Raw genomic sequence first — 17492 nt, 5'->3', positions numbered from 1 at the left:
TTTCGCTAGTATCGTACCATTTTTTAAAAACAATTCCTATCTATTCACCACTTTGTTCGAATTCATAACGTATATTTGGCCAATTTTTATCTAATCCTTATCGTACCATTAGCTAGATGTGATAAAATAAATAAGATGTAATAAAAATAAGATGCAGGTGAATTTATGTCGAATATTGTCAAAGGTACCATGTTACTTACAGGTGCCACATTTTTATCAAAATTTTTAGGGATGATTTATGTTATTCCGTTTAATGGATTGGTAGGTGCAGAAGGTGGGGCATTATTTACATACGCCTATGTCCCTTATAATATATTAATAACTATTTCTACTGTCGGGGTTCCGCTCGCGGTCTCAAAATTTGTTTCGAAATATAATGCACTAGGTGATTACCAAACAGGATTACGTATATTTAAATCAGGTATTACATTAATGGCCATGACAGGGTTTTTAGCTTTTTTAATCATGTTTTTTGGTGCAGAATATATAGCAGGACTTACAAAAGATAGTGAAGACAAAGTAAATTCAATTGCCGATATTACGATGGTAATAAAAATGGTGAGCTTTGCGTTAATCATAATTCCAGCAATGAGCATTGTGCGGGGGTTTTTTCAGGGATATCAATCGATGGGTCCAACTGCAGTTTCGCAGGTTGTTGAGCAAATCGTTCGGATTGTGTTTTTATTAACAGCAGCATTTCTAATAATTTATATTTTTGATGGTAGCAAAACTACAGCAGTTGGTTTTGCCACGTTTGCCGCGTTTATAGGTGGATTGGCTTCGTGTTTTGTTTTATATGTATATTGGAGAAAACGCAAACCATATATCTATCAAAACATAGAAAGTCAAAGAACACATTCTAAAATTCCTACAAAGGATTTGTTTAAGGAATTGTTTCAATATGCTGGACCATTTGTATTAGTTGGGATTGCTACTCCACTATACCAATTAATTGATCAATTCACTTTTGATCATGCAATGTCCGCAGCTGGGTTAGACGATATTGCAGATATCGCATTAGGCGCTATAAACTTTTACGGCCATAAGTTAATTATCATTCCTGTAGCACTAGCAACAGGATTATCTTTAGCAATGCTTCCAGCACTTACGAAGTCGTTTAATGAACGGAATAAAACGCTTTTGTTTAAACAAATCAATCAGGCGCTTCAGATTGTTATTGTATTAACCGTACCTGCAGTTGTAGGATTATCAATGCTTTCAGATGCAGCATATGGTTCATTGTACGGCATAACTCATATTGATATAACAGGTCCTTTACTTGGGTGGTATGCGCCAGTAGGGTTATTGTTTGGGCTGTTTTTAGTATCAGCTTCAATTCTTCAGGGAATTAATCAACAGAGGTTTGCAGTAATTAGTTTATCAGGTGGATTATTAATAAAGATTCTATTTAACATACAATTAATCCATATGTTTGGTGCTAAGGGTGCTATATTTGGTACAGCTCTTGCTGTTGGAACAGCAGTTACCCTATATCTGTGGCGTATTCATAAAGCAATCGGATTTTCGTATAAACAAATCTTTAAACGTACATTGCTGGTTGGTATTTTTACCATCTTTATGGTTATCGTATTGATTTTAACAAAACAATTGGTTGGAGCGTTTATTCCATACGAAGAAAGTAGACTAGGATCTGTTATCATGCTTATTTTAGGAGTCACATTTGGTGGAAGTGTTTACTTGTGGTTTGGCTATCAATCAACATTACTCGAACGAGTATTGGGTAATAAAGTTCGCGTATTGGATCGAATTTTTAGAAGGTAACGGAGGGAGGTTTCATTCATGCGTCTCGATAAACTTTTAGCTAATATGGGTTATGGAAGTCGGAAAGAAGTAAAAAATATACTTAAACAGAAAAAGGTTTCCGTAAATAATTCGATTACAAAGGACGGAAAAGTGCATATAGATCCTTCAACCGATGTGATTCAAGTAGGGGAAGATACAGTACATTATCAGAAGTATATTTATTTGATGATGAATAAGCCACCGGGGTTTGTATCCGCTACAGTGGATGATAAGGAAAAAACGGTGATAGACCTATTACCTTCGAACATTCAACATTATAATCCATTCCCTGTTGGAAGATTAGATAAAGATACAGAGGGATTATTACTTTTAACCAATAACGGAGAGCTTGGTCACAAGTTGACTTCGCCAAAAAAAGATATAACGAAACTTTATTACGCAAAGATTGATGGGCATGTTACAAGTGAGGATGTTAATAGGTTTGCAGAAGGCCTCGAGCTAGAAGATGGATATGAAACGAAACCAGCCAAGCTTCGAATACTTATCGCTGGAGAAAGTTCTGAAATTGAGGTTATTATTACAGAAGGTAAATATCACCAGGTCAAAAGGATGTTTGCGGCAGTGGGTAAAAAGGTAACTTATCTTAAACGATTAAAAATGGGAATGTTAGAATTAGATCCATCATTGAAGAATGGTCACTACCGGGAACTTACCGAGGACGAATTAACATTAATATTACCCAAAAAAATAGCTGACGAGTAAATCGTCAGCATTGTTTTATATAGAATTTTAAGATGTTGTTACTTTTTTATCTGTAATTTTCCACTTACCTCTTGTTGGACTACTAACAAGACCATTGTACATCAACACATGCAGATCGCGTTGAATTGTCCGGTTAGTTGTATCAAATTCTTCGGCTAACTCAGGTGTTGATACCATTCCGCATTCTTTGATGTAGAAATAAACAGCTTTTACCCTTGTCAACATTCGAGATGTTTGATAATCCAAAAAACCACTCCTTAATGAAAGCATTAAACATGTGGTGAAAGGGAATCTACGACGTTATCTATAGTTTATTACGAAATGACTCATATTAAAAGTAAAATAGTTAAAATTGTGGAAAAATATATAAATAACTTATTCCATTCATACGATATAAAGGAAAGCGGAAGCGCTCGTTTGTTGCCATCCATCCATACGACAATGGGGCTGAAGCAGCTGAATATAGAAAGAGGGTCTAGACAATATGACAGTAAATCCACATTATTTTATTGCAATACCTATTCCTTCAGGTGTGAAAGAATTAGTGATGGAATGGCAATCAGATTTAAAATCAAGTTTGTCCTACAAGCAATGGACAAATAAAGAAGATCTACATATTACATTAAAATTTTTAGGTGCAGTTCATAAGAATGTTCTTGAAAAGCTAGTTGCTGAATTACAAACGCTTGAAAATTTATCACCACTTTCACTAGATCTGAAGGGTATAAAGACTTTTGGCAACCCTTCTTCACCACGTGTCATCTATGCAAACGTTCAACAGTCTGAATCACTAAATCAACTGGTTGAAATAGTGGAATCCTGTGCGGAGCTATGCGATTTTGCTAAAGAAACACGTGATTTCAGGGCGCATATTACCCTTGCAAAAAAATGGAATGGCCAATCACTAAAAGAGCCTGTCGAAACAATAACAGGTAAATATTCTAATGAGAATCATACATTTAAAATGGGTCAAGTACATCTTTATCAAGTTCATCCAAACGAAAATCCGAAGTATGAAGTAATAGAATCTTTCACGTTAAAGGAGAGGTGATCGCAATCGCACAGCTTATTAAACTACAAGATTATGTGTCCAGATACGAGTGGAATGCTTATCACTATCCGAGTCAATATATTCGATTAAAACAGGAAAATTGGCAAAAGCTCCATCACCTCTGGAGTAATCCACAAGAGGAAACTGATGAATTGGAATCAGATAAAACGTTGTCTACTTTTGCGAAATGGAAATCGTTTATTAAGAAAGATCCAGTGGTTGAAATGAACAATGAAAAAGCCGATAATTTTCTTCCAAAAGCTGAAGAGGACCTGAAACATTACTTTTTAGATAAATTACTACCTTTTCAATTAAAGTGGGCTTCATCCACAGTGACTGAGGTATCGTTTATCGACAAGTCATATGAAAAAGATGCTAAGTTAAAGTTTTTTTTACAGCGGTTTCCCGATACATATTTACTTATGTATTACCCGATATTTTCCATTAAAAAAGCACCTGTTGATGGTGAACTAATCTTAATAAGTCCAATTGGTATAGAAATTATATATTTAATTGAAGAACGACCAAACGTAAAAATCCTTGCTGGGGATGAGCGCACGTGGGGAATGGAAACAAGCGATCAACAATCAAAAATGCTCAGCCCACTAATTGCACTTAAGCGTACAGAACAAATTGTTAAACGGATTCTCGCAACAGAGCAGGTTGATTTTCCAATTAATAAAATAGTATTATCAAGAACAAATAAAATTGTTTTTCATACTGAACCCTATAATACAAAAATTATTGGTAAACTTGAATTTGAACAATGGTTTAATGAAAAAAGGAACCTTGTCTCTCCATTAAAAAACAGACAGCTAAAAGTAATTGATACATTGTTAAAACACTGTCAAACGACATCCATGAAAAGACCAGAGTGGGAAGAAGAACCAACGTTCACAATGGATGATAAATCATGATGGTAGAGCTAAAACGATGTATATTTTCATTGTAAATCCAAATGCAGGGAATGGACGGGCAAAAAGAGTTTTTTCTAAAATAGCAAAAAGCAGCTTGTACAAAGAAATTGATAAGACTTACTTTTTAACGCAATACGTTGGGCATGCTGAGGAAATTGCGAGTGAACTTCAGCCTAATTACCCAGAAATCACATGTCTCATTGTAATCGGCGGAGATGGAACAGTTCATGAAGTTTTGAATGGTTTAGATAATCAAGAAGTAACAGTAGCCTTTATTCCAGGTGGTTCTGGCAACGACTTTGCTCGTGGCTGCCAAATTAAGGGGAACCCAGTTAACCTTTTTCAGCAAATAGTTAAGAATCCTGAGGAACTTCCCTATTGGTTGGGAGATTATGAAGCAGATGATAAAATAGAACGAAAATTTATTAATAGTATGGGGTTTGGGTTTGATGCATGTATTACACATACTGCGAATAACTCTATATACAAAAAAGTCTTTAGTCTTATTCGGTTAGCTTCATTAAGCTACGCAATTACACTAATTCATATGTTATTTCGTTTTAAACCAATGGATGTAGAACTAATGATAAATAATGAAAAAAGAATTATCCGGAATAGTTGGATGGTTACTATAGCAAATCATCCATTTTATGGTGGAGGTATGAAAATCATTCCAAATGCTACGATTCAACCTGGGACATTTTCAATTTTGATTCTCCATTCCATATCCAAATTGAAAGTTTTGGCATTATTTCTTACTGTTTTTAGTGGGAAGCATATCAACTTTAAAGAGGTTGAATTAATCGAAGCACAATATATGACCATAACAGCAGATAATGAAATTTATTACCAGGTTGACGGTCAGACAGATAGCTGTTCGACATGTACGTTGAGTAAACAAATGGAATCAATTTCTATAACTAGACCGGGTTTGCTGGATAAGTAAGGCTTGTTTTTTTACATAATTAGCTTTAAAATACATGATTGGACTAATATTTTTCAGATTTGAGGAATGAATGTGAAATGGCTTAAAGCAGTTTTAGGAAAAGAATGGGACATAGATTCAGCCGGGGGCTTAACTGGTGAGGCATATTTTGCAAAAAAGAACGATCGTAAGTTGTTCTTAAAGCGGAATTCTTCTCCTTTTTTAGCGGTGCTATCAGCAGAAGGGATTGTTCCTAAACTGGTTTGGACCAAGCGTTTAGAAAATGGTGATGTCATAACAGCTCAAGAATGGTTGGATGGGCGTGAACTTAAAGCGATAGAAATGCAACATCAACATGTTGCTTCTTTGCTGCAAAAAATTCATCATTCATCTGAACTGTTGCATATGCTTATGCGTTTAGGTAAAAAGCCGTTCACACCTAAAGAAAGCTTGCAAAATTTGAAGCAGCAAATTCTGCAAAATAAATTAGATGAATTAGATGGTGAAGTGTCTTTCTCATTAAAATTTTTGGAAGAACTTTTACCTATGACGGAAAATCAAAAACAAGTTGTGTGTCATGGCGATTTAAATCACAATAACCTTTTGTTAACAAATGAAAGTCAGTTGTATTTAATTGATTGGGATAATGCAATGATAGCAGATCCTATAGTTGATGTTGGTTTTATTTTGAAATGGTATATCCCAAAAGAAGACTGGGATGAATGGTTATTTCACTATGGAATTACAAAGGATCATAATCTGATTAAAAGAATGTACTGGTATTTATTATTAGATGCACTTTTTTATTTAAATTGGCATTCTCAACGACAAGAGTCTGAAAAAATGAATGACAGATTACAAGACATTCATGATTTAAATATGCATGTTCGTGACTTACTCCAGATTTGATTGATTTATATAAGATGTCCATGTTTCAATATTACTTTTATTTGTTGTGATATGTTCCTCTAAATTCTGGGCATTTTCACCTTGTATTCCATAATTATAAATTTCGGGTAATAATGATAATAGTTGTTCATCAGTTACACTGTCTTTTGCCATTAATGTTTGAATGATACGTTTAATTTGTTTGTATTCGTTAATATCGGCATAGCATTCTTCGGATTGTTCCGTTAAAATATCGTAGAGTACCGATAATTGATCATTAACCGTTAACATGATTTCATTTCACCTCATTCATTAGCGTGTACGATCTTGTATATTCTATACTTGACATGTAATGGTATATATATGAATTATTTTTCACAGGAGGATTCACATCATGCGACAACGCAATAAACCTTGGGCAGATGATTTTTTACAAGAGCATCGTGAACTTGTCATCGCAGAGCCTAAAGAAAACAAAAGTAAATGGAAAGAAGTTTTTGGAAACACTAATCCAATTCACCTTGAAATAGGGACTGGTAAGGGTCAATTCATTGTAGGAATGGCTAAACAGTATCCTAATATAAATTTTATTGGTATTGAAATGGCGAAAAGTATTATTGTGGACGCCGCTCAAAAAGTTAAGGATTCAGAACAAAAAAATGTGATCCTACTCAATGAAAATGCTAATGATTTAGAGGAACTTTTTGCAGAGAATGAAGTTTCAACAATCTATTTGAACTTTTCAGATCCATGGCCAAAAAACCGTCACGAGAAGCGACGTTTAAGTTATCATACATTCTTAGCTAAGTATGAAAGGTTATTAACCAAAAACAGTGATTTGATAATGAAGACAGATAATCGCTCATTATTTGAGTATTCACTTGTAAGCTTTTCTAAGTATGGCTTACAATTGAAAGAAGTTAGCCTTGACCTTCATCAATTAGACGATCCAACAAATGTTATGACGGAATATGAAGAGAAATTTTCAAGCAAAGGACAACCTATCTATCGTTGTCAAGTGAAATTTCAGTCATAAGCCTGTTTGATGGGGCTAGCTGTGTAAGGTCTACTATTGATGTTTGCAGCTAGTCATTTATTTCGCTAAACTAATCATAGAAGGGGAGGCTGTATCATGGAAACTTTACAAATAGGCAAAGCTAAACTGACATGGTTGAACGGTGGGGTAAACTTTTTAGACGGTGGTGCCATGTTTGGTGTCGTACCTAAAGCATTGTGGAGTAAAAAATATCCACAAAATGATAAAAATCAAATTGAACTTCGAACAGATCCTATTTTGTTACAAGTGGATGGTAAAAACTATCTGATTGATTCTGGGATGGGAAAAGGAAAACTTTCAGAGAAACAGTTGCGCAATTTTGGTGTCCTTGAAGAATCATCTATTGAACAATCTTTGGAAAAGCTCGGATTGACCACGGGTGATATCGATGCTATGTTAATGACACATTTACATTTTGATCATGCATGTGGACTAACAAGGCCATCAGAGGATGGTTATGTTCCAGTATTTGAAAATGCTACTATTTACACATCGGATGTAGAGTGGAATGAAATGCGGAACCCAAATATACGTTCAATCAATACATATTGGGAAGAAAATTGGAAATCGATTCAACAACAGGTTTCTCCTTTTAAAAATGAACTACAGATTACGGATGGACTTAAAATGATTCATACAGGCGGCCATAGTGATGGACACTGTATTATCTTGTTTGAAGACGGGGAAGAATCGTTTATTCATATGGCGGATATTATGCCAACACATGGACATCAAAATAAATTGTGGGCTCTAGCATATGATGATTATCCTGTAACCTCTGTTCATCAAAAAGAAAAATGGATGAATTACGGTTATTCAAAACAGGCTTGGTACACGTTTTATCATGATGCGTACTATCGGGCAATTAAATTTGATGGTGAAGGTAAAAAGATAGACGAGGTCGAACGAGAACGTTACGACTATAAATAACAGTAAAAAGCTATCCTGAATGGATAGCTTTTACTGTTTTATTAGTGAAATTCAGTACCATGCTATTTGGCAACTTTCTTTTTGGATGAGGCAGTTTTAGGTTTAGCAGGCTTTGGTTTTGGTTTGTTTTTCTTTGCTTTGTCGAGTGATTCTTGGAGTGCATCCATCAAATTTGTAACATTATCTGGTTTCGGCTTGCTTTCACCAACTACAACCTCTTCGTTATTTTTCTTAGCTTCAATTAACTCTAATAATGCTGTACGATAATCATCCGTATATTTCTCTGGGTCAAATGTTGTTGTTAATTGTTCGATAAGCATCTTTGCTGTGTCGAGCTCTTCTTTCGCCGTTTTGGATGCTTCGGGTACGTTTGGAACATCTTTAACTTGACGTACCTCATCCGGAAAATGAATCGTCTCTACAATCAATGTATTTTCATAAACGCGGATAACCGCCAGTTGTTCTTTCGATCTTATTATCATCTTAGCAATTCCGATTTTTCCGGTATCATTTAAGGCTGAACGTAACAACCCATATGCTTTTCCACCGCCCTCATTCGGGGACAAAAAATAACTTTTCTCAAAGTAAATTGGATCTATTTCTTCTAGTTTAACAAAGTCCACAATTTCAACGGCTTTGTCTCCTTGTTCTTTCTTTAATGCATCCAAATCATCCTCATCAAGTACGACGAACTTATCTTTGGCATACTCATAAGCTTTTACAATTTCATCATTTTTCACTTCACGGTCACAAGCAGGACATGTCCGTTCATATTTAATCGGTGACTGACAGTCTTTATGCAGTTGCCTTAACTTAATATCTTTATTTTCAGTTGCTGCGTGCATTTTTACAGGAATGTTCACAAGTCCAAAGCTGATGGTACCTTTCCACATAGTATGCATGAACAAAACCTCCCTTTTTATCATAGGTAAAACAGTATAAAATGTTGATATTGAATATTTTCGTCACCATGCATGGCCAAGTCCAGCTCCAGCGCCCAGCGACTAGTGGATTTCCTTTACCTCCTTACGATAACAGTTCGACATAGTCGAACGTCCTTAATTGCTTACGCTCACCGTGTTTCCTTTATCTTAAAAAGTAAGAAGGAGGTTCGATTAAAACCGCCACGTTGCGTGGGCACAATCCATACGTCGCTAAACAGGCGCTTGCGCTTTTGTTCTATTTTGCCGCCATTAACTTTTTTTATCCTAGTTTATTTTCCGCAGAATGAGCCACTTTAATTAGTAAAAGGGGGCAACTTTAGATGAAGTTAATGCAGCCTATCAGTAGTGAACAAATTCCTACTGGTGATGATTGGGTTTTTGAAGTTAAGTACGATGGGTTTCGTTGTGTGTTGCATTGGAATGAAGACAATATCCGATTAGTGAGTAGAAAAGATATAGATTTAACAGATAAATTCCCTGAGATTGTTGAATTTTGCTTAGCTAATCAAAAAGAAATAAAAAAACTACTACCTTTAAAGCTCGATGGTGAATTAACGATTGTAAACAACGGCTACCAAGCGAACTTTATGGCGATTCAAAAACGCGGACGGTTAAATAAAAAAGAAACCATTGAAAAAGCTGCCAAGGAAAGACCTGCATCTTTTTTGGCATTTGATCTACTAGAACAATACGGTACCTCATTGATAAAAAAAACATTTAAGGAGCGTAAAGAACTTCTTATTACGTGTTTTAGTCTGGGAAAGTTTGATTCAACTATTACACGATTAAACCGTTTATGTTTGATTACTTCATATAAAAATGCCAATTACTTATTGGAACAAGTTTTTAATTATAAGGGTGAAGGGATAATTGCTAAACGGGATAAAAGTCCTTATAACTCAGGTAAACAACATAATGATTGGCTCAAGGTGAAAAACTGGCGTAAAGCAACTGGTATACTTACTTTTTTAGATACGACAAATGATTACTTTACAGTTAATGTTTACGATAATGAACAGTTAGTAGAAATAGGAAAATGTAAACATGGTGTTGACAGTAATGACCTTGAAACAGTAAAACAGTTATTTGTATCCAAAGGTGATAAACGTGATGGTGGATATGCTCTTCCACCTGCAATTTGTGCTGAGATAAATACGTTGGATTTAATTAAAGGTGAAATTCGCGAACCTTCTATCAATCAGCTATTAGTAAACACTACTGCACCAGAATGTACGATGGACAAGATGAAAATGGATATGGCGATGACTCCGGTTACTATCGAACCCAGCAATACAAATAAGATTTTTTGGCCCAAAGAAGGTGTAACAAAAGCGGAATTACTTATCTATTTACGGGAAATTTCCCCGTATATGCTCCCTAATTTAAAAGACCGATTGTTAACAGTTATCCGTTGCCCGGATGGGGTTACTGAGCAATCTTTTTTTCAAAAACACCTACCAGACTATGCACCGTCATTTATAAAAAGCTTTCAGGTTAATGATGAAGAGTTTTTCATTGGTGATCACCTAGAATCGCTTTTGTGGTTTGCGAATCATGGTGCTGTAGAATATCACACGCCATTTCAAACCATAAAAGGACCAAACCCAACTGAAATAGTTTTCGATTTAGATCCACCTGATCGAGATCGTTTTTCCCTGGCTATCCATGCAGCAAACATACTTAAACAACTACTTGATGATTTAAAATTAACTTCATTTGTGAAAACATCAGGAAATAAAGGAATACAAGTTCACATTCCAATACCTAAAGATAGTTTGACCTATGATGAGACGGGCATCTTCACACAAGCAATTGCTTGGACCATTGAAAATGAATATCCAACTATGTTTACTACAGAGCGCTTAAAGAAAAATCGAAATGATTCCTTATACCTCGATTATGTACAACATGGGAAAGACAAGACAATCATAACTGCTTATTCTCCAAGGAAAACGGAAGAGGCAACGGTCGCGACACCGCTTTTTTGGGATGAGGTAAAAGAAGGGCTAACTCCAGGAGTATTTACAATTAATAATGTTGTTGACCGAGTGCAAGCATATGGTTGTCCATTTACCGGATATTTCGAACAAGGTCAGAAACAGGATCTGGAACGTGTATTTAATCTTTTAGGAAATAAATAAAGCCTCTTTTAGTAAGTCTCCTTTCGTGTTGCTATTTTATCTTCATAGTTGATATATATTGCAAAGTAACAGCTGGTTGATTTCCGCTGCGGACCGTTGCTTTCCGCGGGCACGGCTTCAGCCTCCTCGCTGAAGACCACCGCTGCGGGGTCTTCAGACTCGTGCTGTTCCCGCAGGAGTCAACTGTCCGCAGCGAAAATCAACTGCCATAATAGTGAAAGGGGCTATATAGTACTGCTTCCAGACACCATGTTAGCGGAAGAAATACACGAAGACTTCTGCGAAGACGATGAGACCCCGCAGTGAGCGGTTTTTGCTCGCGAGGAGGCTCAGCGCGAGCCCGCGGAAAGCGAAGTGTATTTCTGGAGCGGTATGCTATGACGCAATATATCTATTCTCTCGAAAGCAACAATCTTTCGAATACAGCCTAAATAAAAAATAGTGCAAGACCATATATGCGGTTTGCACTATTACTATTGAAATTCTTTTATGCCGTTTGGACAGAACCTATTACAGCTCCTGTTTCTACATCTACATAAAATTCATATTGTTTGTTTTCACCATCAATACTTCGTGTTACACCACCACGAAATGCATTATAGATGAGACCATTTTTCTCAACTTCTTCAGGTTTCATATAAATCCATGACCCACTAATAGGACCCTGTTTCTTAAATGTTTCTTTTGCTTGTTTTAATGCTTTTTCAGGTGTTATTTTTTGATAATTATCGACTTGCTGTTTTGCCAAATATCCAACTGCTACACCTAATCCGGCAGCTAATGCTGCTTTTTTTACACTCATTTTATAATCACCTCATACATTAATTTGAGTACAAACATCATCTTTTAGCTAGTATAACTTAAAACCAAATAAATAGAAAATAATACAACATGAGTGGTACATGGTGGAAACTAAACAAAGTTTTCCGTTATACTGTAGATAGTACATAGTATATCGAATGGGGGATTTTATATGAAACAAGATACATTGGATCTTTTTAAAACGCTTACAGAACTTCAGGGTGCACCTGGCAATGAACATTTGGTTCGTGAATTTATGAAAGGTGAACTGGAAAAATATTCGGATGAGATCATTCAAGATAATCTTGGTGGCATATTTGGTGTGAAAAACGGTGACGGCCCAAAAGTTATGGTAGCTGGTCATATGGATGAAGTTGGTTTTATGATTACGAAAATTACAGAAAATGGTATGCTACGTTTTCAAACACTTGGTGGTTGGTGGAACCAGGTTATGCTTGCACAACGTGTCCAAATCATGACGGATAATGGTCCGATAATTGGTGTCATTGGATCTATACCTCCACATAATCTAACGCCAGAACAACGTAAAAAGCCTATGGAAATGAAAAATATGCTAATAGATATTGGTGCGGATGATAAAGAAGACGCACAAAAGATCGGAGTTAAACCGGGACAAGCAGTTGTTCCAATTTGCCCATTCACACCAATGGCGAACGATAAAAAAATCCTGGCTAAAGCATGGGACAATCGTTATGGTTGTGGTCTTTCTGTTGAGCTTTTAAAAGAACTTCAAGGTGAAACATTGCCAAACCAATTATATTCGGGTGCAACAGTACAAGAAGAAGTTGGTTTACGCGGTGCACAGGTTGCTGCGAATATGATTCAACCTGATATTTTCTACGCACTGGATGCATCACCTGCCAATGACATGTCAGGTGATAAAAAAGAATTCGGTCAACTAGGTAAGGGAGCATTATTGCGTATTTTTGACCGTACGATGATTACACACCGTGGAATTAAAGATTTCATCTTAGACACTGCAGAGTCTAATGACATTCCATACCAATACTTTATTTCACAAGGTGGTACAGATGCTGGACGAGTACATGTTTCAAATGAAGGGGTTCCATCCGCAGTGATTGGAATTTGTTCCCGTTACATTCATACGTCTGCATCGATGATTCATGTGGATGACTATGCTGCAGCGAAAGAATTGATTGTCAAATTAGTTAAATCAACCGATAAAAATACGGTTGAGCAAATTCGTAATAACAGCTAATAGAAAAAGAAATTGCCACTTCATATTTGTAGTGGCAATTTTTACATAAGGTGGATTAATCAAGATGAAAATAATTATTGGCTCTATGAACAAAACAAAAATTGAGGCGGTTAAAGAAGTATTTCCTACTAATCAAGTCTTAAGTTATTCAGCAGAATCATCGGTATCTGCACAGCCATTTTCGGATGAAGAAACGAGAACAGGTGCAATCAATCGTGCAAAAGATTGTATAGCAATGCATCCAGATGCAATGGGCATTGGGCTTGAAGGTGGTGTGATGGAATTAAATGGTCAATTATTTTTATGTAACTGGGGTGCAATGATTGATTTGAAAAAACAAGTTCATACTGCTAGTGGTGCCAGAATTCTTTTACCAGAGGAAATTAGTACACCGCTAAGAAATGGTGTGGAATTAGGTGACATTATGGATTCCTATGCAAAAAGACAAGGTGTTCGCCATAATGAGGGAGCCATTGGTATCTTTACAAATAACCTTGTTTCTAGAAAAAATATGTTCTTACATGTCGTCACACTTCTTCGAGGACAGTGGGAATACTGGCACGATAGTAATTTAAAAAGCAGCGACTAACTCGCTGCTTCTTAAGTTACTCATATAAATAAGATAATACCTCTAGTGCTTGATCAACCGTTTCGACAGTAACATTTGCTTTGTTTGAAAGTTCTTTTAATGGATGAATCAAGGAGCTTGGCCGTACAATGATTGTAGGCTTATTAAGCGTCAATGCTGCGCTAGCATCCATTGCAGTATTCCATTGCTTATATTTTTCACCAAACAATGCAATTACGACATCTGACTTTTGTAATAAGACCTCGGTTCTAAAGTTATTAATGCTTGAAGCGGCATCATCTTTATATACGTTTTCTGGCTGTTCTCCCAAAATATCTTCGCCAACATTATCCGATCTACTATGATTTGTTTGTGGACCTACAAATGTTAATGGGAGATTTTTTTCTTTGGCTTTCTTTTTAATATTCTCTCGCCAATCATCATGAATTTGTCCTGCGAGATAAACAGTTAATTCCATCAATACCCCTCCAATATTTTTTCCCTTCATGAATATAGTAAGACTTTTTTCTAATAAAATGAAATAGTTTGATTTTGGAATTTGAAAATAATTCCTTTGTCAAAATTAAATTTCATAGTATGATACATATTAGGGTAAAAAGTACTAGATGATCAGGAGGAAGAAACGTGCGTAAGGGAATAGGTATTAAACCAATAATTTTTGTGCTGGTATTTATTTTACTGGCGGGTTGTAGCTTGAAATCGGAAAAGGAAGCATTAAAAGACACAGAAGAGGCTGCTAAACAAACTTTTAATTCCAGCGAAGATATAGAAACCAATAAAAAGCTTGAAAATTTTTCACTTTATCTTCCTGAAGACCTATCGGTTAAAGAGGCTACAGCAAGTAATGTAATACTAAAAAATGGAGATCAGACATATATTGTTTTTTACAATAAGTTAGAAGGACCTACTAGTAAATTAAACTATAAGTCTGCACAGCGTGATGAAGCTCTATTAATCAAATCATTTGAGGACCCAGAAAAATTTGGTTATATTCGGGTACTTTCTAGCGAAGATGATAAATATGAATTACAGGTCGGTATTGGCGGGGTTAAGATTACAACGTATACGGACAAGTCATCAATGGATGAAGACGGAAAAAATCTCATGAAAATTGCACGTTCTATTGCGGAGACAGACGAGAATAAAGAGGCAAATACCGATTAAAAATAATATCAAGCTATTCCTGAATCTATGTGATTATGGAATAGCTTTTTGTTCTCAGCGGACTATACTGCGGGTAACTGAACAACAGAATCAGCCTCATCCAGTTCCAGCGCCCTTTGCCTAGTGCCCTTCCGGCACCTCCTTACGATAAGTCAACATCGGCTGTTAGAAGGAAGGCTGACTAAAAGCGGGCTTTGCGCCCAACGTCGGCACACCCCTATGAAGGGGCGTGTTTCCTTTTCACTTCATCACAGCATAAGATTCACTTTGACTTTCGCCATTACTGGCGATAAGTCTAGTTCATCTAATCTCATACGGAAGAAGGAGGTTCGATTAAAACCGCCACTTGAGTGGCAACATCGAACTACCCACGTTGCGTGGGCACAGGTCATACGGCAATAAACGGGCGCTTACACTTTTGTACTTAAAACCTCATTAATTGAAACAATAGGGAAACAAAGCTATGATAGTATTGGAGGTTGATATCGTATGGAAACATTAAAAACAGAAGAGCAACTTAATAATTGGATAAAAGAAGAAAATGTAATTGCTTTATTCTCTGCGGATTGGTGTCCGGATTGCAGAATTATTGAACCAGTCTTGCCTGAAATTGAAAAAACTTTTCCGACATATAAATTTGTTTTAATTGATCGTGATCAATTTATAGAAATATGTCAAGACAATGATATTTTTGGAATTCCAAGCTTTCTAGCATTTAAAAATGGTCAGGAAGTTGGAAGATTTGTAAGTAAAGATCGTAAATCAAAAGAAGAAATTATTGAATTTATCGAAGGGTTACCGGCATAAATCCTTCAAGGAGGCAACACAATGAAAATGACTAGTCTGAAGATGAAAAAAATCATAGAAGAGCGTTTATCAAATCCGGATTATAATACTTCCTATAACCGTGATAAAGATACGTTTAGGGTAGAATGGAAAGCAACAAAAAAAGGAATGTCCATAACGCTACCTAATGTGGTAGCAAAATATAATGAACGCGGTGATGAGGCTGTTGAAGAGCTAGTTGAACACGTAACCGAAGCATTACGCATTATGAATGAGGATCATCAATTAACTGGAATGGAAAAGCATATCTATCCTGTAATTCGTGCAACATCCTTTCCTACAGAAACCAAAGCTGGAAACAAGTTGATTTGCAAAGAACATACAGCTGAAACGCGTATTTACTATGCATTGGACTTAGGGAAATCTTATCGATTGATTGATGAAACTTTACTTGAAAAAGAGGATTTTACACCTGAACGATTAAATGAAATTGCGACATTTAATCTTCGTTCGTTAAAAATAGATATGAAAAAAGATCCTGTTGCAGATAATGACTTTTATTTTGTTGCGCACCAGGATGGCTATGATGCTAGTCGTATTTTAAATGAAGCGTTCCTGGAAGAAATGAAAGCAAATTGTAAAGGGGAACTAGCGGTAGCTGTGCCACATCAAGATGTATTAATTTTAGCTGACATTCAAAACAAAACAGGGTATGATATATTAGCACAAATGACGATGAAGTTTTTTGCTGAAGGCAGAATACCGATTACATCGTTGTCGTTTATTTATGAAGATAAGAAGCTTGATCCCGTATTTATTCTTGCAAAAAATCGACCAGAAAAAAAGTAGGGAAGGATGAACGTAATGGATGTCTTTTATAATCCAGTAGGAATTGGCAATGTATTAATTATTCCATTTGAAGATGGAGACAGATATGAAATTAAGCACGAATCTTTTGGAGATGTAACGAAAATTACGGATGATAATGGAAAAATTCTTGGTTACAATATTTTTCAGGCATCCAAGCATTTTAATTTTGAAAGCACAGGAAAACTAGCGCTTACAGAAGAGATGCATGACAAGATAAAAAATATTTTTGAAGAAAATAAATTAAATGATTCGGTAGATTGGGATTTGAGCCCAACCTTTGTTGTTGGATATGTGAAAGATAAATCACCACATGAAGACGCAGATAAATTAAATGTTTGTCAGGTGGATATTGGTGATACATCTTTACAAATCGTTTGTGGTGCACCGAATGTTGATGTAAATCAAAAGGTAGTTGTAGCAAAAGTTGGAGCTGTTATGCCGAGTGGTCTTAAGATCCGACCGACAAAATTACGTGGGGTACCATCGAACGGTATGATATGCTCACAAAAGGAATTAGGACTTCCAAATGCACCAGTTGAAAAAGGTATCTATGTTTTAGATGACTCGTACACAATTGGAGAAGCGTTTAATTTTTAATATGAGCAACCTAGGTCACTGTTTTGATGACATAGGTTGTTTTTATTTTTTGTTAAACCACTAAAA

Annotated in this window: 20 protein-coding genes; 15 read left to right on the top strand and 5 right to left on the bottom strand. The window is 35.9% G+C overall.

Features of this window, described 5'->3' with window-relative positions; all coding sequences use genetic code 11:
* The first annotated feature begins 165 nt into the window (after window positions 1–165).
* Together LG329_RS04170 and LG329_RS04165 are read left to right on the top strand one after the other, a co-directional pair.
* Entirely contained in the window at window positions 166–1782 is a 1617-nt protein-coding gene (locus LG329_RS04170; protein WP_404453741.1) for an oligosaccharide flippase family protein, read from the top strand.
* A gap of 18 nt (window positions 1783–1800) precedes the next feature.
* The gene (locus LG329_RS04165) at window positions 1801–2526 is read left to right on the top strand and encodes a pseudouridine synthase (RefSeq protein ID WP_404453738.1); all 726 of its coding nucleotides are present in this window, start codon (window positions 1801–1803) and stop codon (window positions 2524–2526) included.
* A 27-nt stretch (window positions 2527–2553) separates the two neighbouring features.
* On the opposite strand, the gene LG329_RS04160 is transcribed toward LG329_RS04165, so the two are convergent.
* Window positions 2554–2796 carry a DeoR family transcriptional regulator gene (locus tag LG329_RS04160; RefSeq protein ID WP_404453735.1) on the bottom strand — a complete coding sequence of 81 codons (243 nt, stop codon included), beginning with the start codon at window positions 2794–2796 and terminating at the stop codon, window positions 2554–2556.
* 214 nt (window positions 2797–3010) lie between these two features.
* Between LG329_RS04160 and thpR the strand changes: the two genes are divergently transcribed.
* From thpR to LG329_RS04140, 4 genes are all read left to right on the top strand, one after another.
* Complete coding sequence (thpR, locus tag LG329_RS04155) at window positions 3011–3577, top strand: RNA 2',3'-cyclic phosphodiesterase (protein WP_404453733.1); 567 nt, start codon at window positions 3011–3013, stop codon at window positions 3575–3577.
* Entirely contained in the window at window positions 3574–4494 is a 921-nt protein-coding gene (locus LG329_RS04150) for an NERD domain-containing protein (protein ID WP_404453730.1), read from the top strand. The genes thpR and LG329_RS04150 overlap by 4 nt, the downstream gene beginning before the upstream one ends.
* Window positions 4495–4510: 16 nt before the next feature.
* Entirely contained in the window at window positions 4511–5440 is a 930-nt protein-coding gene (locus tag LG329_RS04145; protein WP_404453727.1) for a diacylglycerol/lipid kinase family protein, read from the top strand.
* A 66-nt stretch (window positions 5441–5506) separates the two neighbouring features.
* Complete coding sequence (locus LG329_RS04140) at window positions 5507–6328, top strand: phosphotransferase family protein (RefSeq protein WP_404453724.1); 822 nt, start codon at window positions 5507–5509, stop codon at window positions 6326–6328.
* Here the strand turns inward: LG329_RS04140 and LG329_RS04135 are convergent.
* Window positions 6314–6598 carry a YtzH-like family protein gene (locus LG329_RS04135; protein ID WP_404453722.1) on the bottom strand — a complete coding sequence of 95 codons (285 nt, stop codon included), beginning with the start codon at window positions 6596–6598 and terminating at the stop codon, window positions 6314–6316. The genes LG329_RS04140 and LG329_RS04135 overlap by 15 nt on opposite strands.
* Before the next feature lie 103 nt (window positions 6599–6701).
* Between LG329_RS04135 and trmB the strand changes: the two genes are divergently transcribed.
* Together trmB and LG329_RS04125 are read left to right on the top strand one after the other, a co-directional pair.
* Complete coding sequence (trmB, locus tag LG329_RS04130; protein WP_404453719.1) at window positions 6702–7343, top strand: tRNA (guanosine(46)-N7)-methyltransferase TrmB; 642 nt, start codon at window positions 6702–6704, stop codon at window positions 7341–7343.
* Between the two features lie 96 nt (window positions 7344–7439).
* Window positions 7440–8294 carry an MBL fold metallo-hydrolase gene (locus LG329_RS04125; RefSeq protein WP_404453717.1) on the top strand — a complete coding sequence of 285 codons (855 nt, stop codon included), beginning with the start codon at window positions 7440–7442 and terminating at the stop codon, window positions 8292–8294.
* 62 nt (window positions 8295–8356) lie between these two features.
* Here the strand turns inward: LG329_RS04125 and LG329_RS04120 are convergent, their stop codons facing one another.
* A complete protein-coding gene (locus LG329_RS04120; protein WP_404453714.1) occupies window positions 8357–9196 on the bottom strand; it encodes a Ku protein in 840 nt (279 codons plus the stop codon).
* A gap of 362 nt (window positions 9197–9558) precedes the next feature.
* Here LG329_RS04120 and LG329_RS04115 point away from each other — a divergent pair, with 362 nt between their 5' ends.
* Complete coding sequence (locus tag LG329_RS04115; RefSeq protein WP_404453711.1) at window positions 9559–11379, top strand: DNA ligase D; 1821 nt, start codon at window positions 9559–9561, stop codon at window positions 11377–11379.
* A 487-nt stretch (window positions 11380–11866) separates the two neighbouring features.
* Here the strand turns inward: LG329_RS04115 and LG329_RS04110 are convergent, their stop codons facing one another.
* Window positions 11867–12181 carry a PepSY domain-containing protein gene (locus tag LG329_RS04110; RefSeq protein ID WP_404453708.1) on the bottom strand — a complete coding sequence of 105 codons (315 nt, stop codon included), beginning with the start codon at window positions 12179–12181 and terminating at the stop codon, window positions 11867–11869.
* A gap of 171 nt (window positions 12182–12352) precedes the next feature.
* On the opposite strand from LG329_RS04110, the gene LG329_RS04105 reads away from it, so the two are divergent.
* Both LG329_RS04105 and LG329_RS04100 read left to right on the top strand, forming a co-directional pair.
* Complete coding sequence (locus LG329_RS04105) at window positions 12353–13420, top strand: M42 family metallopeptidase (protein WP_404453704.1); 1068 nt, start codon at window positions 12353–12355, stop codon at window positions 13418–13420.
* 64 nt (window positions 13421–13484) lie between these two features.
* Window positions 13485–14009 (top strand): DUF84 family protein, encoded by a 525-nt coding sequence (locus LG329_RS04100; RefSeq protein WP_404453701.1) that lies wholly within the window; start codon window positions 13485–13487, stop codon window positions 14007–14009.
* Window positions 14010–14025: 16 nt separating this feature from the next.
* Here the strand turns inward: LG329_RS04100 and LG329_RS04095 are convergent, their stop codons facing one another.
* Window positions 14026–14466 carry a YtoQ family protein gene (locus LG329_RS04095; RefSeq protein WP_404453698.1) on the bottom strand — a complete coding sequence of 147 codons (441 nt, stop codon included), beginning with the start codon at window positions 14464–14466 and terminating at the stop codon, window positions 14026–14028.
* A gap of 167 nt (window positions 14467–14633) precedes the next feature.
* Here LG329_RS04095 and LG329_RS04090 point away from each other — a divergent pair, with 167 nt between their 5' ends.
* The 4 genes from LG329_RS04090 (at window position 14634) to ytpR (ending at window position 17426) form a co-directional block, all read left to right on the top strand.
* Entirely contained in the window at window positions 14634–15173 is a 540-nt protein-coding gene (locus LG329_RS04090) for a hypothetical protein (protein WP_404453695.1), read from the top strand.
* A gap of 489 nt (window positions 15174–15662) precedes the next feature.
* On the top strand, window positions 15663–15980 hold the full coding sequence (locus LG329_RS04085) for a thioredoxin family protein (RefSeq protein ID WP_404453694.1): 318 nt from the start codon (window positions 15663–15665) through the stop codon (window positions 15978–15980).
* A 21-nt stretch (window positions 15981–16001) separates the two neighbouring features.
* The gene (locus tag LG329_RS04080) at window positions 16002–16808 is read left to right on the top strand and encodes a DUF1444 domain-containing protein (RefSeq protein WP_404453691.1); all 807 of its coding nucleotides are present in this window, start codon (window positions 16002–16004) and stop codon (window positions 16806–16808) included.
* A 15-nt stretch (window positions 16809–16823) separates the two neighbouring features.
* Window positions 16824–17426, top strand: a complete 603-nt coding sequence (gene ytpR / locus LG329_RS04075; protein WP_404453688.1) for a YtpR family tRNA-binding protein — start codon at window positions 16824–16826, stop codon at window positions 17424–17426.
* Window positions 17427–17492 lie beyond the last annotated feature (66 nt).

Source organism: Virgibacillus necropolis (genome assembly GCF_044793635.1).
Taxonomy (GTDB): Bacteria; Bacillota; Bacilli; order Bacillales; family Amphibacillaceae; genus Virgibacillus_F; species Virgibacillus_F necropolis_A.
Note: the sequence above shows the minus strand (reverse complement) of the source record. Positions and strands in the feature narration are given on the sequence as shown.